Here is a 22163-nt window from a genome sequence, read left to right on the forward strand (position 1 = left end):
GCCGGGCTACACCGTCGACAGTCGGCTGAGACCCAAGTCGTCGAGCAAAGTGGTGGCCCACGACGACAGCGTGTGGACGCTGCCGGTCAGCAGCAGAACCCCCAGGCCGGCCAGGAACAGGCCGGACACGACGTTGATGCCACGGACGTGGGCCTTGGCGAAGGCCAACACGCCGGTCAGGCGCCCGAAGGCCACCCCGGCGGCGATGAACGGGACGCCAAGCCCAAGCGAGAACGCCACCAGCATCGCCTCGCCTCGCCACAGGGTGTGGGTGTCGGACGCCAGGCTGAGGACCGCGGCCAGCGCCGGTCCGATGCAGGGCGTCCACCCGAACGCGAAGGCCATCCCCATCACCGGTGCGGCCCACTCGCCGAGCTTGGATGGCAGCACCTGCCAGCGCCGCTCCCGTTCCATCAGCCGCGGCCGAAACCCGGCGAACGCCAAGCCGGCGAGGATGATCACCACTCCGGCCACCTGATCGAGGCCGGTCTGGTGACGGCGCAGGGAATCGCTGACCCCGTTGGCGGTGGCCTCCAGACCGGCGAAAACGACCGTGAAGCCGGCGACGAACAGCAGCGTCGAGCGCAGCAGCCGCCGCTGGTCGGTGCCCGTCGCGGTCGCCAGCTGAGCGCCGCCGACCCCCGACATCATCGACAGGTACGACGGCACGAGCGGCAGGACGCACGGCGAGAGGAACGAGACGATCCCGGCCCCGAACGCGACGACGAACCCGATCGGCGAGTGCATGATGAGGTGGTTGCCGGTCACGGTGAGGGGGCCCGCAGCGCCCCGCCGACGGGTGGCGGGGGGCGGAGCGACAATGATGGCACCTGATCCCGTGGCCGCGGCGGCGGCCGGCTGCCGGCCTGCCGCTCCCGGGCGGCGGCCGGCCCGGCCGGCGGGATCCGCCTTGGTCGGGATGGATCGCCGGTAGCGTCGATACCGATGTTGGTGACCGTTGTCGCCGTGGCGATCGGCCTCGGGGCCGGGCTGGCCCTCGGGGGTCGGCCGGCCAGGGCGAGACGCGTCCGGGCGCTGGGGCTGGTGGTGCCGGGCGCCGGTCTGCAGCTCCTGGCCTCCCACGTCGGCCTGGGTTCCCCGCTCGGGCTGCGAGGCGCCGGCCCGTTCCTCGACGTGGCCGGCCTGGTCTGCCTGGCCGCCTTCCTCTGGTGCAACCGGGGGCTGGCCGGGGCCGCGGTGGGTGCGTTCGGCGTGGGCGCCAACGCCGCGGTCATCACCCTCAACGGCGGGATGCCCGTCGACCCTGCAGCCTTGGTGTCAGCGGGAGCGGCCCGCCCCGGGCTGGCGCAGGGGGTCGACTACGGCCTGCTGCACCACCGGCAGGCAGCCGGCGACGTGCTGACCTGGCTCGACGACCGGTGGCCGCTCGCTCTCGGCCACCAGGTGCTCTCCGCCGGCGACGTCCTGCTGGTCGTCGGGGTGGCCGTCGCCGCGCTCGACTGGCTCCGGCCGCCGCGCCTGGCCGCAATCTCGCCGCGCCTGGCCGCAGTCTCGCCGGGCCTGGCCGCAGTGTCGTCGGGCCTGGCCGGCTTCGGCTCCCGAGTGGCCGGCTTCGGCTCCCGGCTGGCGGTCGGCACGGTCCGGCCGCCCGCCGACGGGGATCGCCCTCCGGCCTCAGGCCGGGTGGGTCAGGTCGCCTGGGCCGAGGTTTCCGCCCGGAGCGTGCCGGCTGGCGAGACCGCGGTTGGCGAGCGGCCCGCGGTTGGCGAGTGGGCCGTAGCTGGCCAGCGGTCCGTGGTGCGCGGCGGGACCCTGGTGGGCGGCCGGGCTGTGGTGGAGCGCGGGGGTGGCGGGCCCTTCGGGACGGGAGTGGAGGCCCCCGGGTCCCTCGCTCGACAGCAGGCCGCTGCGGCGCCCGTCCTCCAGGTACCGGTTGAGCCCGTTGAGGACGGCCCGGGCGATCGACTCCTCTTCCCGGCGCCCGCCGGCGAGACCCCTCCGGGTGGCGCTCAACCCCTCGTGACGGAGCTGGACCATGGCTCCCTCGCCGAGATCGCCGGAGAGGACGTGTACCGCAGTCGCTTCAAATGGAACCCTGAGCCCGAGTTCCCCGAGGCCTTCGAGCACCGCCCCGGCGACCGCCAGCCGGTCCCCGGCCACGCAGGAGGTGACCGCCCGCCGGCCGCGGTAGGCGAGGTGGACCTCGATGCGGCCGCCGGCCAGGGCGGCCACGGCGAGCAGCTGGACCCGTAGACGCGACCCGGGGCCCGCCTCTGGAACGCTCGGCGTCGCCTCGATCACGTTCAGCGCGACAGGTCCGTCCAGCTGCGATTCCGCCAGCCGGCCGGCCCGGGCCCGCACCTCGTCGGCGCCGACACCCTCGTCGAGGGTGAGCTCTATGGCGATCACCTCGTCGCGCTGGGTGAACGCGACCAGCACCACGCCCTCGATCTGGCGGAGCTCGAGCTCCAGTTGCGCCAGGTCGTCACGGGGCATCGGGGTGCTCGGTCTCACGATGGTCTCGTCACCGGTGCCCGTCGGGGCGAGCGAGATGAGAACCCTTGTCGGCGTAGAGGCGGCTGTCGGCCACCTTGGTCAAAGCGGCCGGCTCGGTGGCGTCGTCGGGGAAGAACGCCACCCCAGCGGAGAAGCGCAGCCCGGTCCCGCCGGCGGAGATCTCGCTGCTCACCCTGAGGCGTTCGACCAGCCCCATCACCTCGTCGCGCTCGCTCACCGCATGGACGAGGAGGGCGAACTCGTCGCCGCCGACCCGAGCGGCGACGTCCCCGGTGCGCAGGCAGGCCCGGAGGTCGCTGCCGAATGTCCGCAGCGCCTCGTCCCCCCTCCCATGACCCCACTGGTCGTTGATGTCCTTGAAGTGGTCCAGGTCCAGCAGGACGAGCGCGAACGGCCACCCGTAGCGGCGGCTGCGCGCCGTCGACTCGAGCAGCACCTCCTCGTAGGAACGGCGGTTGAGCAGTCCGGTCAGGGGATCCCGGCTGGCGTCGTGGCGGAGCAGGTCCAAGCGCAGCGCCACCTCCACCAGAGCGACCAGGTACGAGGCGCTGATGCTGTCGACCGAGGGCGGGTCGGCGTAGAGACCGGGGCGGGCCAGCGCGACGGGCGGGATCGACGACCCCGGTCTGGGGCTGCCGACCCGGCGCTGCAGCCGGAAAGCCTGGCGGCGGCCGGCGGGGGGTTCGACCACCACCACCGCGTCGTCGAGGCCGAACCTCAGCGCCAGCACGTCGAGCGCCTGGTAGATGAAGGCGATACCACTGTCAGCGCGCACCAGGAGCCCGGGGAGTTCCAGCAACGTGCCGGGGCCGTCCTCGACCAACGCCATAACAGGACCAGTTGTGCCACCCTGGTCTTCGGCTGTGAGGTCAAGCACGTATGCCCTCTCGGTGCTGTGCGGAGTCGGATCCTGCGCGCTCGGAGCGAGGATTCAAGCCCGCTGCGATCGGTGTTGGAACGTCGCTGAACGCGGCCACAGCGTACTCTGGCGGGCCAGCCGTCCCCGACCGACCGCGGTCGGTTCGCCCGCACAAGGAGCCGTTTTTCTTAGTGTTGCTACGCAACGCGCGCAGGCATGTTCCTGAGGCGGTCGTCGTGTCGTTCCGCCTCGGTGGCGCCGACGGGGTATCGGTCGAAGCGGCTAAGTGGTCGGGCGCCCTGCGGGCCCTCGGCTACGCGGTGCGGACGGTGGCGGGCTCCGGCGACGCCGACGTGATCATCCCCGGGCTGGCGGTCGGCGAATCGGTGACCGGCGTCCCCGCCCCTCCCCTCGACCGGACGGCGCTTCGCGCCGCGCTCGGCGGAGCCTCGCTGGCCGTGGTGGAGAATGTGTGCTCGCTGCCGCTCAACGTAGAAGCCGCGGCGGCGCTGGCCGGTGAGCTGCGGGGGCGCCCGACGATCCTGCACCACCATGACCTGCCGTGGCAGCGGGCCAGATGGTCCGACGCGCCGCCTCCTCCCGACGACCCGGCGTGGCGTCACGTGACCATCAACGAGTTGTCGCGCCGGCAGCTGGCGCAGCGTGGCATCGACGCGACCACCGTGCCCAACACGTTCGACACCAACCCGCCCGCCGGCGACCGCAAGGCCTGCCGCGAGGCCCTCGGCATCGGCGACGGCGTGCGACTGGTGCTCCAGCCGACCCGGGCGCTGCCGCGCAAGGACGTGCCGGCCGGGCTGGCCTTGGCCGAAGCCCTCGACGCGGTGTACTGGCTGCTCGGTCCGCCCGAGGAGGGGTACGGCCCGACCCTCGACGCGGCCTTGGCCGCGGCCCGGGTGCCGGTGCGACGAGGGCCGGCCCCGCCAATGCAAGGCAGCGCCGGTGTACACCACGCGTACGCGGCGTGCGACCTGGTGGCGTTCCCGTCGCTCTGGGAGGGGTTCGGCAATCCTCCCGTCGAGGCCGCCGTCCACCGCCGGCCGGTCGCAGTCGGCCCCTACCCGGTCGGCCGCGAGATCGCCGCCCTCGGTTTCCGCTGGTTCGACGCGACCGACCCGCCACCCATCCGGGCGTGGCTCGAACGGCCGGACCAGGCGCTGCTCGACCACAACGCCGCGGTGGCGCGACGCCACCTCGACCTGCGGAGCCTGCCGGATCGTCTGGCTGAGGTCATAACCGGCGCCGGCTGGCCGCTGCCGAGCGCCGCTGAGCCGGCGCCGGGTGGCCGGCTCAGCGGCCGGCGGGAGGCTGCAAGCGGAAGCGGCGCCGGCGGGCCTTGACCGCGAGGTGACTGATCGCCGGCTTGGTCGCGGGGACCGGGCGCAGCGGTTCGGGAGGGCGAGTGGTGGTCCTCGACGGGCTCGACTGGGGGGGGCGCACGGCTGAGTTGTTCGGCGAGCCTGGGGCAGGGTCCTTCTCTGCCCTTGGCCCCTGTCGCGCCTCCGCGCGGGCGGCGCTAGCCTGGCCGTTTCCGGGCCTGGCGGAGAGGTGCCGGCCGGATGCCACCAGGAGCCCCATGACCGACCACGTTCCCGCCGAGACAGTCGCGCGCTCGGGCCTGCGTCAACGCTTGTGCCGATGACCCCAGTGGTGCGCCAGCAGCGGCTCCCGGCCGCCCTTCGCCGGGACCAGCTCCTCGAGGCGGCCTTGGCCCAGTTCGGCGCCAAGGGGTTTCACGGCACGTCGATGGACGACATCGCCGAGGAGGCTGGGGTCACCAAGCCGGTGCTGTACCAGCATTTCCCCTCCAAGCGGACCCTCTACGTCGAGTTGCTCGAGACGGTCGGCGCGGAGATGCTGCGCACCATCGCCGCCCGGGCCGAGACCGCCGACACGCCGCGCCGGCGGGTGCTGGCCGGTTTCGAGGCGTACTTCCAGTTCGTCGGCGAGCGCACCAGCTCGTTCCATCTGCTGTTCAACAGCGCGGCCCGCCAAAGCGACGACTTCTCCGAGGTCATCCGCCGCTTGGAGGACTCGGTGGCCGAGGTCATCGGCACCTTCATCGAGGCCAGCATCGACAAGGACCACCGCGAGCTGCTCGGCTACGGCATCGTCGGCTTGGCCGAGGTCACCGCCCGCCAGTGGGTGCATCGCACCGAGGAGGCCGCGCGAGCCGCCGGCGGCAGCGGCGGTACGGTTCTGGATCCCGCCGAGGGCAGGCAGCTGGCGGAGCGTCTCTCGACGCTGGTGTGGGCCGGCCTGCGGTCCCTCCCAGGGCAGGGCCGGGTTCAAGATGACTGACTCCCCTTCCGAGCCCGGGCGTCCGGCCCTCCAGATCCCGCCCAACTGCGACGTGCTGCTCGGGCTGCGCTGCGTCGACAAGTCGGTGCCGGGCGTAACCGTCTGGGAGATGGACGCCGACGAGCGCTTCGCCAACCCGGTCGGCGCGGTGCAAGGCGGCATCGTCACCGCTCTGGCCGACACGGCGATGTCGGCGTCGGCGGTCACCTACAACAAGGAGCGCAAGGTGTTCGTGGCCAACACCGACCTGCGCATCTCCTTCTTCAAGCCGGCCCGCACCGGGCAGGTGTTGACCTGCACGGCCACGGCGGTCGCCGGGGGGAGACGCACCACCTTCGTCGAGGCGGAGCTGACCGACGCCGACGGCGTGGTGATCGCCCGGGCCTCCTCCACCTACCTGCTCACCGCCCGCGACTGACCCGGCTGGCGCCGCCGGCCGGCGTGGCGCTGGTGACGCCGGCCGGCAGCCCCGGTGCTGCTCTCTCAGGTCCGAGGGGGGCTCAGAGCTTGGCCAGCACTGCGTCGGCGCTGGAGACGTCCAGGCCGCCGCCCTCCTCGACCGCGAGGTCCTTGACCACGCCGTCCTCCAGGATGGCGGCGAAACGCCGCCCTCGCACCCCGAGACCTCCGCCGGAGAGATCGAACTCGAGTCCCAGTGCCTTGGTGAAGACCGCGGAGCCGTCGGCGATGAGCACCACTGACTCACCTACGTTCTGCGCCTCCCCCCACGCCCCCATCACGAACGCGTCGTTGACGGCCATGCACGCGATGGTGTCGACGCCCTTGGCGCCAAGCTCCTCGGCGCGCAGCACGAATCCGGGCAGGTGGTAGTCGGAGCAGGTGGGGGTGAAGGCCCCGGGTACCCCGAAGAGCACGACCTTGCCCTTGCCGAGCAGCTCTTTGGTCTGGACGGCCTTGGGCCCGTCGGGAGTCGGGATCTGGACGGTGACGTCGGGGATGGTGTCGCCCACAGCAATAGTCATAGATGCTCCTTGTCGGTCGGACCGCAGCATCGTATGGGCGAACCGCCCCAAGTCGGCCCGGGTAGGAACGAACCGTTCGCCGCGGCTTGAATGTGCGGGTGCCCAACCTGGACGAGGTCGACCTGTCCCGCAAGCTGTCCAAGGCGGAAGAAGCCGAGCGGATCGAGGCCGGTCAGAAGCGCATGCTGCAGCTGCGCCTGGTCAACGCCGGGTTGATGGGCGACGGGCGCCTCGGCCCACCGGTCTGCATCGTCTTCGAGGGCTGGGACGCGGCCGGCAAGGGGGGCGCCATCAAGCGGCTCGTCGGCCACCTGGACCCTCGCCACGTCCGGGTCGCGTCCTTCGCCAAGCCCACTTTCGACGAGAAGCGCCACCACTTCCTCTGGAGGTTCTTCCCGAGTCTTCCCGGCTGGGGGGGCATGGCGGTGTTCGACCGCTCGTGGTACGGGCGGGTGCTCGTTGAGCGGGTGGAGGGCTTCGCCACCGACGAGCAGTGGTCGCGCGCCTACGACGAGATCTCCCAGTTCGAGCACTCCCTCGGTCAGGAAGGGATGGTGGTGATCAAGCTCTGGCTTCACATCTCCCACGAGGAACAGCTGCGCCGCTTCGAGCGCCGCCAGGGCAACCCGCTGAAGAGCTGGAAGCTCGGCGCCGAGGACTGGCGCAACCGGGAGAAGCGTTCGCACTACGAGGAGGCGGTCCACGACATGCTCCAAAAGACCGACCATCCCCTGGGGCCGTGGGACCTCATCGCGGCGGAGGACAAGCGCTGGGCCCGGGTGGAGGTCCTCGAGACGGTGATCGCCCGCACCGAGGAAGGCATGCGCCGGGTGGGCATCGAAGTGCCGCCCCCGCTGACGGCCAACGCCGGGCCGGACGTCCGCTAGAGCGGCAATCCCCGACCGGGACATGTGTCCCGATTGCCGCGAAGCCTCCCACCCCCGAGAAAAAACTGGGGGGGATGATGGACAGCGTCGTCCGCAGGTGGCAGGCTGCGCCCGAAGTCGGGAACGTACCCGCTCACTTCCCAGGGGGAATATGCATTGACGGTTACCGCAGCTGGTAGCGCGTCCGGGCGTCGGTCTGGCCTGTTGGGCGGCCTGACGCATCGGCAACTCGACACCTATCCAGATACCGGCCCGCGGATCGCATACCTCGCGATCACGGTCCTCGCCACCGTGACCCTCTACTACGAGTTGTACGTGGCGGGCTCGGTGTCGCCGCTCATCCTGGCCAAGCTCCACATGAGCTTCAGCTTCCTCGTCGTGACCCTGGCGGTCGGCAACCTCATCGGGGCGTTCGGCTCGCTGCTGGCGGGAGTCACCGACCGGCTCGGCCGCACCAACCTGGTCGTCGCCGGCCTGCTGGTCACCGGCGTCATCACCGCCTTCATCCTCCCGACCGCGACGAGCAAGTGGCCGTTCACCATCGAGAGCTTCTTCGTCGGATTGGTGGAAGGGATCTGTCTGGTGGCCACCCCCGCCCTGATCCGGGACTTCTCCCCGCAGGCCGGCCGGGCCACCGCAATGGGCTTTTGGACCTCCGGCCCGGTCCTCGGGAGCCTCATCGTCGCGGTCGTCGCCAGCCACACCATCGGAGCATCACCGAGCCCGGCGTTTTGGGTCCACGAGTACAAGATCTGCGGGATCGCCGGCCTGGTCGTGTTCCTAGTCGCCTTGTTCGGGATGAAAGAGCTGTCGCCGGGCCTCCGCGACCAGCTGATGGTCTCCATGCGAGACCGGGCTCTGGTCGAAGCACGAGCCAAGGGCCTCGATATCGAGGATGCGCTGCGCAGCCCGTTCAAGCAGCTGCTCAAGCTTGACGTCGTGGCCTCCGCCCTGGCCATCTCGGTGTTCCTGCTCATCTACTACACCGCCGTGGGATTCAGCCTCATCTACTTCACGACGGTGTTCGGGTTCTCGGTCAAGGACGGCAACGGCCTCGGCAACTGGAACTGGGGCTTCAACGTCATCGCCCTGATCATCGTCGGCCTTGTGTCAGACCGCCTGCGGGTCCGCAAGCCGCTGATGATCGTGGGCGGCGTGGCCTCGGCGATCATGATGGTCGTCTACCTGGAGCAGGCCGGCCACCACACCAGCTACTACCACCTCGCCATCCTGCTGGCCGCCCTGTCGATCTCGCTCGGCGTGGCCTACACCCCGTGGATGGCGAGCTTCACCGAGACCGTCGAGGCCCGCAACCCGGCGCTCACCGCGACCGGCCTGGCCATCTGGGGATGGATCCTCCGGGTCACGGTCTTCGTCGCCTACATGGTCCTGCCCCACGTGGTGACCACTGTGAACCCGTTGGTCAACTACGGCACGACGGTCCAGACCTACGCCGCCGAGTACGGGCCTCAGATCGCGTTCGCCCAGTCGCACGCCGACCTGATCACCTTCGTGCAGACCCATCCGCAGGTGGTCGCCACCGCGCAGAAGTACGCGACCCAGGCTGCCGACGCCCAGAAGTTCGCGCCGGAGCTGGCGGCGATCCAGAAGGATCCGGCCACCTTCATCGGCCTGCAGAGCAACCCGACCGACCCGACGCTGCAAGCCAAGGCGGTGCAGGACCTCGGCGGGGGCGCAACCGGGGTGGCCGCCTTGCAGACGGTGGCGGCCAACCAGGCCGCCATCCAAGCGGTGGTCGCCGCCGCGCCGCAGCTGCAGACGCTGGCCCCGTACTCGGCGCAGCTGACGCAGCTGGCGGCCAACGCGACCCAGCTGCAGGCGTTGCAGAAGGTGCCGGCCAACGTGTTCCCCTACCTGCAGGCGCACGCTGCGGCGGTCCAAAAGGCCGCCAAGGAGACGTCTGGGCAGTGGAAGGACTGGTACTGGATCTGCTTCGGGTGCATCCTGTTCTTCCTGGCGGTCGTCCCGCTCATGAAGGGCCGCTGGAGCCCGGCCAAGGCCAAGGCCGACGAGGAAGCCCACGAGGCGCTGGTCCAAGCGGAGCTGGCCAAGCTCGGCACCACCGCCTGAACCACCCTCTCCTAGAGCATCACTTCCAGCGGCGCCGGGCCTGCCCGGCGCCGCTGGCGCGCCCGGGCTGGGGCCGCCGGGTGTCCTCCTAGGCTTACGGGCATGTGCCGCAACATCACCACCCTCCGGGGCCTGCAGCCACCTGCCTCGGAGGCGGAGATCGAGGCCGCCGCCCGCCAGTACGTCCGCAAGGTCAGCGGGGTGGGCGCACCTTCGGCCCGCAGCGCTCCCGCCGTCGAGGCCGCGGTGGCCGAGATCGCCCGGGCTACCTCCGCTCTGCTCGAGCAGCTGCCGCCCCGCCAGGCGCCTCCGTCGACGCTGCCCCCGCTGCGCCGCCCCTCGGTGCAAGCCAGGATCTCCGCTTCGCACCGTTCGAGCGGCCCGCTAGCCTGAACCGCCGTGGCCTCCACCGAAGGATTCGGGTCGATGCGCCACCTGGCGAGCCGCTTCGCCGGCGCCCTCTCCCCCGCCGGCCCCGCCGCCAGCGACGAGGCGTGGGCCGAGGCCGCCCTGCTCGATGGGGAGCGCAGCCTGTGGCGGCGGATGTCGGGCCCCGACCGCCGTCACGCGGTCGGAGTGGCCCGCGACACCATCGAGTTGCTCGGCGGTGACGCCGACCGCCCGGTCGTCGCCGCCGCCTTGCTCCACGACGTCGGCAAAGTCGAAGCGTCGATCGGGACGTTCGCCCGGGTGCTGGTCACGCTCCTGGCGATGGCGGCCGGCCGGGACCGTCTCGTGCAGTGGTCGCGGCGCGGAGGCTCCTCCGCCCGGCAGCGGATCGGGCTCTACCTCACCCACGACCGGCTAGGCGCCGAGCTTCTGGAGCGAGCCGGCAGCGACCGGTTGACGGTCGCGTGGGCCGGCGAGCACCACCTGGCGCCGGAGCGTTGGAGCGTCGACGCCAAGGTGGGCGCAGCGCTGAAGGCGGCCGACGGGGACTGATACGTCCCCGCCGCGACCAACCCTCAGCCGCGGTCTCGTTGGTCGCTCCCGATGGTCCGGCGGCGTAGGGCGACGGCGACCAGTCCGGTCCCGCACAAGACGAGCAGAGCGGCGAGTTCGAGCATGTGCCCGAGCGGGGCCCCGGTGAACGCCAGGGTCCCCGCCGACGCCGCGCTCTGCTGGGTGGCCAGGGTAGCCCCGCCGCCGCCCGCTGAGGGGCCGGTGGCGCCCGTCGTGCCACTGCCGGAAGACCCTCCGCCGGCCGCCGCCGGCGTGACGGGGGCGAGGCTCGTGGTGGAGCCGCCAGTCGTGGTGCCGGCCGGGGAGGTCGTTGGGGTCGCACCGCTGGTCGTGGGGGTCACGCCGCTGGTCGTAGGGGTGGTGGCCGGCGCGGTGGTCGTCGTAGCCGCCGGCGCCGTGGTCGTCGTAGCCGCCGGCGCCGTAGTGGTGGTCGTAGCCGCCGGCGCCGTGGTCGTCGTAGCCGCCGGCGCCGTCGTGGTCGTCGTCGTGCTTGCGCTGCACGTGGAGCCGCTGAAGACGTTGCCGAGAAGGGTCACCGCTCCGTTGCGGGCCAGGGCCCGGCCTTGGACGGTGGCGCCGGTGTCCAGGCTGATCGACTGCAAGGCCAGGATGTTGCCGACGAAGGTGCTGTCGGCGCCGAGGGTGGCCGAGGACCCGACCTGCCAGAACACGTTGCAGGCCGAGACGCCGCCGGAGAGAAGGACGGAGCTGGCGGACCCGGTGGTGAGAGTGGTGCCCGCCTGGAAGATGAAGACCGAGCTGGAGGTGCCGCTCAGGGTCAGCGCGCCGGTGAGCGACATCGAGCTGGACGCGGTATAGACACCTTCGGTCAGCGTCCTGCCGCCGAGGTCTACCCCTGTCACGTTGGCTGTCGAGGGCGCGGCCACCGCGGCGTCGTACGCGGTGGTCAGATCGCTTTGCGCCGTCTGCGCCACGCCATCCGCCAGGTGCTCGGTGCCCAGGGTCACGCCGGGGGGGAACCCGGAGACCGAGGGCAGCGGCGAGGTGTCGAGGTCGAGGTTGAGGACCGTCGACCCGGAGTTGGTCACACCCTGACCGGCGAGCACCGACGCGAATTGCGCGGTTCCCAAGTCGATGGTCGTGACCGCGGCGTCGGCGGGGGTGATGGTCACCCCGGCGATCGCCAGCCCGGCCGACAGCGACAGTGCCACCGCTACTGGGATCCTCGAGCGCGATCGGCCGGCCCGGCGGGGGGAGGACGTGGGCATCTGAGTCTCGTTTCGCTTGGCGTAGCCGAGGGCGAGACCATCGTCTGATCAAGTCGACCTAACAACTGTGTCGGCAGATTTGGGGCGGAGCGGGAGCAATTCCTCCCAAAATATGGCCGCCACGGCGACCTAGGGTCATTCCTGGTGTTCACCAGCCGGTTTCTGGACAGCTTCTTTTCCGCTTCGTGCCAGCTTCGGGGAAATGCACCGCCCCACGCAAAATCCGCTCCAGCATTGCGAGAGATTGGCCCGCATCGACGGGTAGTGTGACCATCCAGACACCCTCGGTGACTCCTGCTGTGGGGTTTGTAAGGGGAGAGGTCACGTGGCCGGAGCTGTGAGCTTCGAGCGGTGGAGTGCTTCAGTGACTGAAGGGTGCTTCGGTGCGTGAGGGGCCGGCCCAGAGCAGGGGCGGGTTGACGCTCCGCGGCGGGTCGCGGCCCGAGGATCTCCTCGGAGCGGATGGAGCCATCGACTTGATCGGGGCGGCGGCTCAGGCGTTCGACAGCGCGCCGGCGGGAGCCGTGGTCGCGACGACCAGCGGCCGCCTGGTCCTAGTCAACCAGGCGTTCGGGAGACTCCTCGGCTACGAACCGGCCGAACTGGTAGGGCGCAGCTTCGCGGACTTCACCGACGAGCGCGACCGGGATGCCAGTGAAGTCGCGATGGCGGCCCTCCTGGCGGGCGAAGCCGGTGGCCTGCAGTTGGACAAGCGCTACGTCCGCTCCAGCGGCTCGAGCGTGTGGGTTCGGGTCCAAGCCGCCGTGGTGCATGACGTTGCCGGAACGCCGGCGGCCCTGATCGTGCACTGCGACGACATCGACGACCGACGCCGGGCCGAGCAGCACCTGCGGCTCTCAGAAGCTTTCCTCGACCGGATCTTCAACCTGTCGGCCGTCCCCACGGCGTTGCTCGACGGTGGAGGCCGGGCCCACAAGGCCAACGTGGCCATGCTGTCCCTCCTCGGCCGGGGCAGCTTCAGTGGGGTGTCAGGCGTCCACCTGCTCGAACACGTCCTGCCCCCCGACCGAAACGCCATACGGGGGCTGTGCTCCTCGTCGGGCACCGACGTGAAGTTCGAGGCCCGGATCCAGCGGGCGGACGGCGCGGTGCTCGCAGTCTTGTGCCTGATCGGAGCGGCCACGGCCGCGGACGGCGGCCGGGTGACGGTACTGCAGATGATCGACGTCAGCGAGCGCAAAGCGGCGGAGAACATCGCCACGTTCAGGGCCCTGCACGACGAGCTCACCGGGGTCGCCAACCGGCGACTGCTCGTCCAGGACATGAGGGCGGCGATCGGGGACCGGCGCTTCTCGCGCCACAAGACCGCGGTGTTGATGATCGACCTCGACCGCTTCAAGGAGGTCAACGACGGGTTGGGGCACGCCGCCGGCGACGCCGTCTTGGTGGAGGTTGCGAGGCGGCTAGAAGCGGTGACCCGACGAGCTGACACCGTCGGGCGGGTCGGGGGTGACGAATTCTGGGTGGTGGCCTCCGACATCCGCGACGAGATGGGGGCCATCACCCTGGCCACTGCCATCCTCGACGCGCTCTCGTTGCCGTTCAGCATCCAGGCGACCAAGGTCCATGTCGGGGCCAGCATCGGTTTCGCGCTGGCACCGGATGACGGCACGACAGCCCGGGATCTCATGACCAAGGCCGACGCAGCGCAGTACAGAGCCAAGAGCTTGCGGTCAGGGTGGGCCGCTTACGCCCAGGCGGCTGACGACCACCGCCTGGACCAGTTGGGGCTGACCGCCGACCTCAAGGCGGCGATCGAGGCGCAGGCGCTGACGATCGTCTACCAGCCGCTGGTTTCCGCAGCCGGTCACATCCGAGGTTTCGAGGCGCTGTCGCGTTGGCACCATCCGGAGCGGGGCTTGATCCCACCGGACGTGTTCATACCGCTCGCGGAACACGCCAAGCTGACCCTCGCTCTGACCCGCACGGTCCTGCGTCGATCCGCCCGCCAGTGCGCCCTCTGGCGAGCCGCCGGGCACGACGTGTCGATCGCGGTCAACCTCCCCCCGCTGCTCCTCCACGACCCCTCCCTGCCGGAGCTGATCAGCACCGAGCTGGCCGCTGCCGGTCTGGAGCACCGCCACCTCACCCTGGAGATCACCGAAGGCCGCTTGGCAGACGGCTTCGATCCGCTCGTGTCCAAGTCGCTTCAGGACCTGCATGACCTCGGAGTGCGGCTCTCGATCGACGATTTCGGGACCGGGTACTCGTCGCTGGCGTACCTCAAGGAGCTGCCAGTCGACGAGTTGAAGATCGACAAATCGTTCATCGTCCATCTCGACACGGATCGGCGTGACGTGGCCATCGTCCGATCGCTAATGGATCTGGCCCGCATCCTCCGTATGGACGTGGTCGCCGAGGGCGTGGAGTCGCATGCGATCGCGGCGATACTCCGAGAGGCCGGCTGTGACGTGCTGCAAGGCTTCGGCCTAGGGCGCCCGCAGTCCGCCGAAGCGGCGACAATTCTCCTGGCCTCGGAGCAAGCCGTCGAGGACAGGCAGCCAGCGGAAGGTCCCGCCCATCTCCTTTCTGATCGCAACCTGCGGATCCTCCTCGCCGACAACAACGCCAAGGCACGGACCGATCTGAGCCGGACGCTGGCATCGCTCGGCCATCAGGTCCTCGTCGCCGCGACCGGCGCCGAAGCCCTCGAAGCCGTCCACCGCGACGACGCGATCGACCTCGTAATCGCCAGCCAAGTGCTGGGCACCGGCCTGAGCGGGGTGCAGGCCAGCATCGCCCTCCGAGCGGAGGGCTGCGAGTGCCCGATCATCATCCTCTTCGCCTTGAGCCATGCCCGGGCGATGCGCTCCCGCCGGTTTCCCATCGACGTGTGGCCAGTCGCCAGAGACGACCGTCCGACGCTTCTGTATCTCGTTCGGGGATGCTCTGCCAGCGGGCGCCTCCAGCCGGCCCGGGCCGCGGCGCGCACAACTTCACAACGGCGGTCCACCCGTAGCTAGCGCTAGCGGAGGTCGAACACCAGCCGCGCTTCGACCTCTCCGGCCTCGACCTGGGTGATGGCGTCGTTGACCTGCTCCAGCTGGCGCGATTCCCGCACGATGGTCGTGCGGCCGTCGGCATGAAGCCCGAAGGTCTCGGCCAGGTCGACGCGGGTGCCGACGAGGGAGCCGACGACCTTGATCCCCCGCAGCACCGTCTCGAAGATCGGAAGGTGCATGGTGTTGGACTTCGGGAGGCCGACCATGACCAGGGTGCCGTTGGGCCGCAGGGAAGCGAATGCCTGCTCGAAGGCGGCGGGGCTGGGCGCCAATACGATGGCGGCGTCGGCGCCGCCGAGACCTTGGATGACCTCGGGCGCGTCGTCGACCGACCCGTTGATCGTGTAAGAAGCGCCGAGGCGCTTGGCCATGTCCAGCTTGGCATCGACCACGTCGACCGCGGCGACGGTGGCGCCGGCGATCTGCGCGTACTGCAGGGCGAGGTGGCCCAACCCGCCGACGCCGTAGATGGCGACGAGGTCAGACGAACGGGCTCCGGACACCTTGACTGCCTTGTAGGTGGTGACGCCGGCGCAGGTGAGAGGAGCCGCGTCGAGCGGATCGATCTGGGGCGGGACCTTGCCCGCGAACGCGGCCTCGGCCAGGACGTATTCGGCGAACCCGCCGTCGACGGAGTATCCCGTGTAGCGGGCCGACGGGCAGAGGGTCTCCCACCCGGACGCACAAAGCTCGCACGCGCCGCATGCCCATCCGAGCCACGGCACCGCAACCCGGTCACCCTCTTGCAGGTTGGTGACGCCCGGGCCCACTCCGGCGACGATGCCTACCCCTTCGTGGCCGGGGACGAACGGCAACGTCGGCTTGACCGGCCAGTCGCCGCGCGCTGCGTGGATGTCGGTGTGGCACAGGCCGGAAGTCTCGACCTTCACCAAGACCTGCCCGTGACCGGGGCTCGGGGTTGGGATGTCCTCGAGGGTAAAGGGCTGGTCGAACTGGTGCACCACTGCAGCCTTCATGGCTGTCTCCGTTCCAGGATTCGCGCCGCGAACATCGCGTCTCGTCGAGCATCGCCCCGTGGCCTCGACCCTGATAGGGGAGAAGGTCCCCATTGTGAAAACCGTAACGACCTTGGCCATCGCTCCTTTGTGTGGGCCGCCGCCGCCGGCTACCCGCGCTGGAGTTGGACTTGGAGGGTCCGCGCCAGGGCCTCTCCGGCCGCGAGCTGGGCGCGCAGCTTGGCGCAGCGGGTCTCGGTGGCCTCGGCATACACGGCGAGCCGCTCAGCGAGCCGTGGGTCCCGCCGTGGCGAGTCGGCGTTGCGCGCCTCCTCGAGAGCGCCGAGCAGCTCGGCCATTTCCTCGAGCGTGAATCCGAGTGGTTTCATCTGCTTTATCAGCTGCAGCCGCGCAATGTCGCTATCGGTATACAGACGGAACCCGCCGCCGGTACGACCAGAAGGTGGGACCAATCCCACGTCGTGGTAGTGGCGGATGGTCCGGATAGACAGCCCAATAGCTTCGGCGACCTCGCCGATCTGGTGGAGGCGGTCCGGCGCGGCACTGGGTTCGCTCACAACGACGACCCTACGGCCGACCGCTCGGCGCCGGGCCGGTCTGCTTCAACAGGCGGGGGAACCTCACTCAGTGCTCCGAGCTGAGATGGCCGGCCAGGTTCGCGTGGATGTCGGCGCTTGCGGGGTTCATGCCCAGGAGCTCGACGCTCTTTCCGTGCTGCGCGTATTTGGCGACAACACGGTCGAGGGCCGCGACGGTCGAGGCGTCCCAGATGTGGGAGTCGGTGAGGTCGATCACGACGCGGGGCGGGTCACCGAGGTAGTCGAATCGGTCGGGGAGGTCACTGGAGGACGCGAAGAATAACTCTCCGGTCACGACGTAGACAGCGGTGGCCTGATCAGGGGTGGCCTGATCAGCGGTGGGTGTTACGCCGGTGCCCAGCCCGGGATGGTGGCCGTCGCTGCTAGCGGGGTGGCTGCGGCGAAGGAGATCGGGGAAGTGGACGTGCCAGCGGTGGTGGTCGGGTGTGATTCGAGTCACCGTGGCGATGTGCTGGACACGGCGAGCGAAGAGTAGAGCGGCCAGGACGACCCCGGCGAGGACGCCGATGGAGAGGTTGCCCGTCGCGACGGTGAGCACGACGGTCACAGCCATGACGGCGGTCTCGCTGCGAGGCATCCGCTTGAGTTGTGCCGGCTTGATGCTCGCCCAGTCGAAGGTGCTGTAGGCCACCACGAACATGACCGCGACTAGGGCGGCCATGGGAATCCGGGACACGATGGGGTTGAACACGACGACGAGCACGAGGAGGAAGACGCCGGCGAGGAACGTGGAGACCCGGGTCCGTCCGCCGGACTTCACGTTGATCATTGTCTGACCGATCATTGCGCAGCCGCCCATCCCGCCGAAGATGCCCGTGACGATGTTGGCGATGCCCTGACCCCACGACTCGCGGTTCTTGTCCGATCCAGTGTCGGTCAGATCGTCCACCAGTCGGGCGGTCATCTGCGTCTCCAAGAGACCCACGATGGCCATAGTCGCGGCCGGCAGGGCGATGATCGAGAGGGTCGACAAGTCCATCGGGACGTGCGGCAATAGGGGCAGGGGAAGCGAGTGCGGCAAGGCGCCGTGATCACCCACGGTGGGCACCGCGTCGAGGTGTCCGAGGATGGTGATGGCGGTGATGACCACGATGGCTATCAAAGGTGGCGGGATGACCTTGTTGAGCTTCGGGAAGAACCCGATGATCACCAAGCCGCCGATGACCAGGGCGTAGACCACGGCGGGAACGTGTTCGAGATTCGGCCATTGGGCCTTGAACAGCAGGATGCCCAGCGCGTTCACGAAGCCGACTGAGACCGATCGCGGCACATAGCGCATAAGCCTGGCGATCCCGATCACGCCGAGGACCACTTGCAGTGCTCCCGCCAGAAGAACGGCTGCCACCAGGTAGTGCAGTCCGTAGTGCCTGGAGAGTGGAGCGAGGACCAGCGCGGTCGACCCGGTGGCGGCGGAGATCATGGCCCGCCGTCCCCCCACCACCGAGATAGTCACAGCCATGGTGAACGAGGCGAACAGACCGACGCTCGGGTTGACGTGCGCGATCACCGAGAAAGAGATCGCCTCAGGGATGAGCGCGACGCCCACGACCAGCGCGGCGAGGATCTCCGTGCGCCACGCCAGCGGGGAGCGCCACCATGCTTGCCCGTCTACTGCCGGCGCGATGACCCACGGCGGCCCAGTCGACAGGCCGAGGTCCGCGTCGGATTGATCGTTGGTGATGGGGATTCCATTCCGGCCGGCGTGGGGCTCTTGACGTCCGCGGCACGCGCTCCCGACAGAAACGCGCAACAACGGGAAGGGTGGTCACGCCGGCGCCGGGGCCACCCCAGGTCAACTCTACTCTAACGTGAGAGTAGAGCCCACTTGACCGAGGTCCTTCTGCGTGCCCGCCGGCCGCGGCGCGGGTGAGGGACTACCTAATCTGGACGCCGCTGATGTTGCGGACGCCGCTGACGTTGCGGGCGGTGACCAGCCGCTGGGTCTCCGAGGCCCCCTTCGTGGGTCGCTCCCGACGTTGATGCCCTTCCGGTTACCCGAGGGCATCGACGAGAGAGAGCGCCCGATGCTGCCTCCTGGTTGCAAGAGCGGCTTGGACCTCGAGTGCTCGTGGCGCTCAGGCCCGGGGGCGGGGATGATCAGGCCGGTACGAGCTCGACGAGGTCCTCGATCCCGGCCAGGTCTGAAGCGTTCCGGGTATAGAGCCGGGCGCCGTGGGCGTGGGCGGTCGCTGCGATCAGGATGTCCATCACCCGCGATCGTGGCTGACGGCCTGCGGCGACCACTGCTGCGGCAAGTCGTCCATAGCTGGTGGCGACGTCATCGTCCACAGGGAGCGCGTCGAAGGTTCGCTGGAGCAGGGACAGCCTCCGCAGCCGTTCGGCCCGAACGCCAGGATCAGCAGTGACGAGGACCCCGAAGTGCAACTCGGCTAGTGACGCTGCACTGATCGCAAGCTCTCCCTCCAGAGGTTCGACGTCGGTGGCGATCAACAGGCTGGTGTCAAGGATCGCCTTCAACGCGAACGCTCCCAGGGATTGGTAACGGAGTGATCGACAAGTTCGACGTCGCGTTGCCAGTCTGGGTCAGGACGGCCGGTGAACAACTCCGCGACACGGTCCCATCGCTGCCACCGCTTCGGCGCGGCAGGGACCATCCGGGCCGCGGGGCGACCGGAGACGGTGATCTCGATCTCCTCTCCGTCCTCTACCTGTCGCACCAGCTCGGATGCTTCCTGGCGTAGCTCTCGAAGGCCGACGGTACGCATATAGGAAACGTAGCACAAATGCTACGTTGCCCTCCGGCAGTCGGCACGCCAGGGGGCGTGGGTCTACTTGAGGTGGACGCCGCTCACGTTGCGGGCGATGCGTCCAGGACTTCTCCATCTGGTTGCGTCCCGTCCAGGCCGTTGTAGGGATCGTAGCGATGGCCGCCGGCGGCGGTCTCCGCTGGTCTTCCTCGGCAGGCAGGGCCACTCCCAGGTATGGCCGGTGGGCGCCTCGGCGCCGACCCCGGCGAAGTCAACTGGCCTCCGCTGCGATGCTAAAGGTTCAAGGCTGGAAGATACTGACGGTGGCTGGTTGCTAAGAGTGGCCTTGCAGAGCTGAGTGGTCAAGGCCTCCGGACCACCCCTCCCTGGGGTGCTTCTTCTTCCCCCTACCCGGCGACCACCGCACGCTCCAGCGCACGTCCAACACCGTCGGCGAGCTGTACGGCCTGGTCTTCGGGCGAAGACCACGCAGCCCACGGGCGCCGCCCTGGGCAACGAGAGTCCAGCCCAGCGCTACTGGATCTTCATCCCGGAGATGGCCCGGGCGATGACCAGGCGCTGGATCTCCGAGGTCCCCTCGAAGATGGTGTAGATCTTCGAGTCGCGGTGCCAGCGTTCGACGGGGTGCTCCCGGATGTAGCCGGCCCCACCGAGGATCTGGATCGCCTCCTCGGTCACCTTCACCGCCGTCTCCCCCGCGAACAGCTTGGACATCGATCCCTCACCCGACTCGAAGGGCTTCTGGGCGTGGCCCATCCACGCCGCCCGCCACACAAGGAGGCGGGACGCGTCGATCATGGTCTTCATGTCGGCCAGCTTGAAGGCGATGGCCTGGTTCTCGATGATGGCCCGGCCGAACTGCTTGCGCTCCTTGGCGTAGTCGAGGGCGTACTCGTAGGCGGCCCTCGCGATTCCGACGGCCTGCGCGCCGACCATCGGGCGGGACGCCTCGAAGGTCGCCATAGCTGCCTGCGACCGCTGACCCTTCTTGCCCTCGCGGGCCCGGGCTAGGCGCTCGTCGAGCTTGTCCTTGCCACCGAGCAGGAGGCGTCCGGGTACCCGGACCTCGTCGAGCACCACCTCGGCGGTGTGCGAGGCCCGGATGCCCATCTTCTGGAACTTCTGTCCCTGGGACAGGCCCTTGGTGCCGGGAGGGACGATGAAGCTGGCCTGACCCCGCGATCCCAGGTCGGGGTCGACCGACGCCACCACGACGTGGATGTCGGCGATGCCGCCGTTGGTGATCCAGGTCTTGGTGCCGTTGAGGACCCACTCGTCGTTGGCCTCGTCGTAGACGGCCCTGGTCCGCAAGGAGCTGACGTCGGAACCGGCGTCGGGCTCGGAGACGCAGAACGCGGCCAAGGCCAGCTTGTCGGGGGTGCCGAAGCACTGCGGGAGCCATTCGCCCACCTGCTCGGGGGTGCCGTTAGCCACGATGCCCGACACGCCGAGAGTGGTACCGAAGATGGCCAGCGCGATGCCGGCGTCGCCCCAGGACATCTCTTCCATGACCACCGGCATCAGGATCCCGGTCGGGTCCGCAAAGGCGTTGGCGATGAAGTCGAGTGAGTAAAGCCCCACGTTGGCGGCTTCTTGGATCACCGGCCAGGGGGTCTCCTCCCGTTCGTCCCACTCATGGGCGACGGGACGCATGACGTTCTCGGCGAAGTCATGGACCCACTTCTGGATCTGGAGCTGGTCCTCGTTGAGCTCCAGGGAGAAATCAGCCATTACATCCTCCAGCGGTCGGCTTGTTACTTCAAGGTAACATGGGCTGTGGCGCTTTGCACAGCGCTCCACCTGGACGCCTGGAGCGCGACGAGGGCCACGGCGCACAGACCGGCACCGAGGAAGTACGGGGCGCCGGACGCGCTGGAGCCGAGAAGGGCGCCGCCGAGAGCCGGTCCGACCACCCGCCCGAGGCCGCCCGCTGATTGCTGCAGTCCAAGGAGCTGGCCCCGCCGGTCGGCGCCGACCCGGCCCGACAGCGTGGAGGCCATGGTCGTTTGCACCAGCGCCTGGCCAACGGTCAGCGCTGCCAGGGCAGGCACCGCCAGCACCCAGCCGCGGGCCAACGCGAGGAGCACCAGGCCCGCGACGTCCGCGCCCAGTCCCGCGGCGAGGATCCGCTCCTCCCCGACGCGGCCGACGAGGGGCCGCACGAGGCCGCCCTGGACGCCGACGAGGGCCACCCCGACGACGGCGAAGGTCGCCGCCGAGGACCCGATGCCCAGACCGAAGTGGCGGTGGCCGAAGATGGCCAGGGTGGCCTCGAACGCGCTGAAGGCGGTCAGCGCGCAGAAGCTGACGAGCAGGAGAGGGGCCAGGCCCGAGCCCCGCAGCTGGCTCGGCTCCGCCGGCCGGTCCGCGGCGGCGTGGCGGGTTTCGGGTAACCGGCGGAACGCGACCAGCGCGTTGGTCCCGGCAACACCGGCCGCCACGTAGAACGGCACCCTCGGGCCGGCTAGGGCGGCCAGGGCGCCGATGGCCGGCCCGGCCACGAACCCGAGGCCGAACGCCGCGCCGAGCAGGCCGAACAGCCGGGGACGGTCCTCGGCGGTGGCTAGATCACCGACGGTCGCTTGGGCCACCGAGACCGTCGAGCCGGAGGCGCCGTCGATGATCCGGCCGATGAACAGGATCACCAGACCTCCGGCCATCCCGGTGAGGAGGCTGCCGACGGTGGTGCCGACCAGCGAGACGAGTAGGACCGGCCGGCGCCCGATTCGGTCAGACACCCGACCCCACACCGGCGAGAAGAGCAGGGCGGCGGCGGAGTACACCGCTATCAGCAGGGTGGCCTCGAATGACGAGGCGTGGAACCGCTTGGCGTAGAGCGGGAGGATCGGGATGACGATCCCGAAGCCGATCATGTTGATCGCCACCGTCACCCACACAGTCGAGAATCCGGGTGGGAGCGGGGTCCTTCCCGGCCGACGGCGCACCCGGCCAGACAACGCCGCATGGTCGCCACCCGTCAAGTCAGCTGCCGCCGGCGCCTGCCAGGCCGACCCGGCCAGGCG

Annotated in this window: 20 protein-coding genes; 9 read left to right on the forward strand and 11 right to left on the reverse strand. The window is 69.8% G+C overall.

Going from position 1 to position 22163, the window contains the following annotated elements; translation table 11 throughout:
- Positions 1-6 precede the first annotated feature (6 nt).
- Positions 7-747: a cytochrome c biogenesis CcdA family protein gene (locus K6U06_RS15885; protein WP_262322933.1), complete on the reverse strand. Its 741-nt coding sequence runs from the start codon at positions 745-747 to the stop codon at positions 7-9.
- A 198-nt stretch (positions 748-945) separates the two neighbouring features.
- Between K6U06_RS15885 and K6U06_RS15890 the strand changes: the two genes are divergently transcribed.
- Positions 946-2214 carry a DUF5317 domain-containing protein gene (locus tag K6U06_RS15890; RefSeq protein ID WP_262322934.1) on the forward strand — a complete coding sequence of 423 codons (1269 nt, stop codon included), beginning with the start codon at positions 946-948 and terminating at the stop codon, positions 2212-2214.
- Positions 2215-2485: 271 nt separating this feature from the next.
- Here the strand turns inward: K6U06_RS15890 and K6U06_RS15895 are convergent, their stop codons facing one another.
- On the reverse strand, positions 2486-3307 hold the full coding sequence (locus K6U06_RS15895; RefSeq protein ID WP_262322935.1) for a GGDEF domain-containing protein: 822 nt from the start codon (positions 3305-3307) through the stop codon (positions 2486-2488).
- Positions 3308-3573: 266 nt separating this feature from the next.
- On the opposite strand from K6U06_RS15895, the gene K6U06_RS15900 reads away from it, so the two are divergent.
- From K6U06_RS15900 to K6U06_RS15910, 3 genes are all read left to right on the forward strand, one after another.
- Positions 3574-4698, forward strand: a complete 1125-nt coding sequence (locus tag K6U06_RS15900; protein ID WP_262322936.1) for a hypothetical protein — start codon at positions 3574-3576, stop codon at positions 4696-4698.
- Between the two features lie 298 nt (positions 4699-4996).
- Positions 4997-5659: a TetR/AcrR family transcriptional regulator gene (locus K6U06_RS15905; protein WP_262322937.1), complete on the forward strand. Its 663-nt coding sequence runs from the start codon at positions 4997-4999 to the stop codon at positions 5657-5659.
- Positions 5652-6077, forward strand: a complete 426-nt coding sequence (locus K6U06_RS15910; protein ID WP_262322938.1) for a PaaI family thioesterase — start codon at positions 5652-5654, stop codon at positions 6075-6077. Before K6U06_RS15905 ends, K6U06_RS15910 begins: the two co-directional genes overlap by 8 nt.
- An 82-nt stretch (positions 6078-6159) precedes the next feature.
- On the opposite strand, the gene K6U06_RS15915 is transcribed toward K6U06_RS15910, so the two are convergent.
- Positions 6160-6642 (reverse strand): peroxiredoxin, encoded by a 483-nt coding sequence (locus K6U06_RS15915; protein WP_262322939.1) that lies wholly within the window; start codon positions 6640-6642, stop codon positions 6160-6162.
- 98 nt (positions 6643-6740) lie between these two features.
- Here K6U06_RS15915 and K6U06_RS15920 point away from each other — a divergent pair, with 98 nt between their 5' ends.
- The 4 genes from K6U06_RS15920 to K6U06_RS15935 all read left to right on the forward strand — a co-directional run bounded on the left by K6U06_RS15920 (position 6741) and on the right by K6U06_RS15935 (position 10562).
- Entirely contained in the window at positions 6741-7529 is a 789-nt protein-coding gene (locus K6U06_RS15920; RefSeq protein ID WP_262322940.1) for a polyphosphate kinase 2 family protein, read from the forward strand.
- Between the two features lie 291 nt (positions 7530-7820).
- Positions 7821-9620: an MFS transporter gene (locus K6U06_RS15925; RefSeq protein ID WP_262322941.1), complete on the forward strand. Its 1800-nt coding sequence runs from the start codon at positions 7821-7823 to the stop codon at positions 9618-9620.
- A 102-nt stretch (positions 9621-9722) separates the two neighbouring features.
- On the forward strand, positions 9723-10013 hold the full coding sequence (locus K6U06_RS15930) for a DUF2277 family protein (protein WP_262322942.1): 291 nt from the start codon (positions 9723-9725) through the stop codon (positions 10011-10013).
- Between the two features lie 6 nt (positions 10014-10019).
- The gene (locus K6U06_RS15935) at positions 10020-10562 is read left to right on the forward strand and encodes a hypothetical protein (protein ID WP_262322943.1); all 543 of its coding nucleotides are present in this window, start codon (positions 10020-10022) and stop codon (positions 10560-10562) included.
- A 23-nt stretch (positions 10563-10585) separates the two neighbouring features.
- Here K6U06_RS15935 and K6U06_RS15940 read toward each other — a convergent pair whose 3' ends face one another.
- Positions 10586-11812, reverse strand: coding sequence for an ice-binding family protein (locus K6U06_RS15940; protein ID WP_262322944.1), 1227 nt, complete (start codon positions 11810-11812; stop codon positions 10586-10588).
- A gap of 383 nt (positions 11813-12195) precedes the next feature.
- On the opposite strand from K6U06_RS15940, the gene K6U06_RS15945 reads away from it, so the two are divergent.
- Entirely contained in the window at positions 12196-14796 is a 2601-nt protein-coding gene (locus K6U06_RS15945; RefSeq protein WP_262322945.1) for an EAL domain-containing protein, read from the forward strand.
- 2 nt (positions 14797-14798) lie between these two features.
- On the opposite strand, the gene adhP is transcribed toward K6U06_RS15945, so the two are convergent.
- The 7 genes from adhP to K6U06_RS15980 all read right to left on the reverse strand — a co-directional run bounded on the left by adhP (position 14799) and on the right by K6U06_RS15980 (position 22031).
- Positions 14799-15812 carry an alcohol dehydrogenase AdhP gene (gene adhP / locus K6U06_RS15950; protein ID WP_262322946.1) on the reverse strand — a complete coding sequence of 338 codons (1014 nt, stop codon included), beginning with the start codon at positions 15810-15812 and terminating at the stop codon, positions 14799-14801.
- A gap of 149 nt (positions 15813-15961) precedes the next feature.
- Positions 15962-16369, reverse strand: coding sequence for a MerR family transcriptional regulator (locus K6U06_RS15955; RefSeq protein WP_262322947.1), 408 nt, complete (start codon positions 16367-16369; stop codon positions 15962-15964).
- Positions 16370-16436: 67 nt separating this feature from the next.
- Positions 16437-18035, reverse strand: a complete 1599-nt coding sequence (locus K6U06_RS15960; RefSeq protein WP_410051066.1) for a SulP family inorganic anion transporter — start codon at positions 18033-18035, stop codon at positions 16437-16439.
- Between the two features lie 473 nt (positions 18036-18508).
- The gene (locus K6U06_RS15965; RefSeq protein ID WP_262322949.1) at positions 18509-18889 is read right to left on the reverse strand and encodes a type II toxin-antitoxin system VapC family toxin; all 381 of its coding nucleotides are present in this window, start codon (positions 18887-18889) and stop codon (positions 18509-18511) included.
- Entirely contained in the window at positions 18886-19137 is a 252-nt protein-coding gene (locus tag K6U06_RS15970) for a type II toxin-antitoxin system Phd/YefM family antitoxin (RefSeq protein ID WP_262322950.1), read from the reverse strand. Before K6U06_RS15970 ends, K6U06_RS15965 begins: the two co-directional genes overlap by 4 nt.
- Positions 19138-19653: 516 nt before the next feature.
- Complete coding sequence (locus K6U06_RS15975; protein WP_262322951.1) at positions 19654-20871, reverse strand: acyl-CoA dehydrogenase family protein; 1218 nt, start codon at positions 20869-20871, stop codon at positions 19654-19656.
- A 23-nt stretch (positions 20872-20894) separates the two neighbouring features.
- Entirely contained in the window at positions 20895-22031 is a 1137-nt protein-coding gene (locus K6U06_RS15980) for an MFS transporter (protein ID WP_410051056.1), read from the reverse strand.
- Positions 22032-22163: the final 132 nt, after the last annotated feature.

It is taken from the genome of Acidiferrimicrobium sp. IK, assembly GCF_025499425.1.
Classification (GTDB): Bacteria; Actinomycetota; Acidimicrobiia; order Acidimicrobiales; family Palsa-688; genus Acidiferrimicrobium.

Excerpts from the sequence above, each read along its gene's own strand:
- K6U06_RS15885 (WP_262322933.1), bottom strand. The coding sequence starts at position 747 with ATGCACTCGCCGATCGGGTTCGTCGTCGCGTTCGGGGCCGGGATCGTC.
- K6U06_RS15890 (WP_262322934.1), top strand. The coding sequence starts at position 946 with ATGTTGGTGACCGTTGTCGCCGTGGCGATCGGCCTCGGGGCCGGGCTG.
- K6U06_RS15895 (WP_262322935.1), bottom strand. The coding sequence starts at position 3,307 with ATGGCGTTGGTCGAGGACGGCCCCGGCACGTTGCTGGAACTCCCCGGG.
- K6U06_RS15905 (WP_262322937.1), top strand. The coding sequence starts at position 4,997 with ATGACCCCAGTGGTGCGCCAGCAGCGGCTCCCGGCCGCCCTTCGCCGG.
- K6U06_RS15910 (WP_262322938.1), top strand. The coding sequence starts at position 5,652 with ATGACTGACTCCCCTTCCGAGCCCGGGCGTCCGGCCCTCCAGATCCCG.
- K6U06_RS15915 (WP_262322939.1), bottom strand. The coding sequence starts at position 6,642 with ATGACTATTGCTGTGGGCGACACCATCCCCGACGTCACCGTCCAGATC.
- K6U06_RS15930 (WP_262322942.1), top strand. The coding sequence starts at position 9,723 with ATGTGCCGCAACATCACCACCCTCCGGGGCCTGCAGCCACCTGCCTCG.
- K6U06_RS15940 (WP_262322944.1), bottom strand. The coding sequence starts at position 11,812 with ATGCCCACGTCCTCCCCCCGCCGGGCCGGCCGATCGCGCTCGAGGATC.
- adhP (WP_262322946.1), bottom strand. The coding sequence starts at position 15,812 with ATGAAGGCTGCAGTGGTGCACCAGTTCGACCAGCCCTTTACCCTCGAG.
- K6U06_RS15970 (WP_262322950.1), bottom strand. The coding sequence starts at position 19,137 with ATGCGTACCGTCGGCCTTCGAGAGCTACGCCAGGAAGCATCCGAGCTG.
- K6U06_RS15975 (WP_262322951.1), bottom strand. The coding sequence starts at position 20,871 with ATGGCTGATTTCTCCCTGGAGCTCAACGAGGACCAGCTCCAGATCCAG.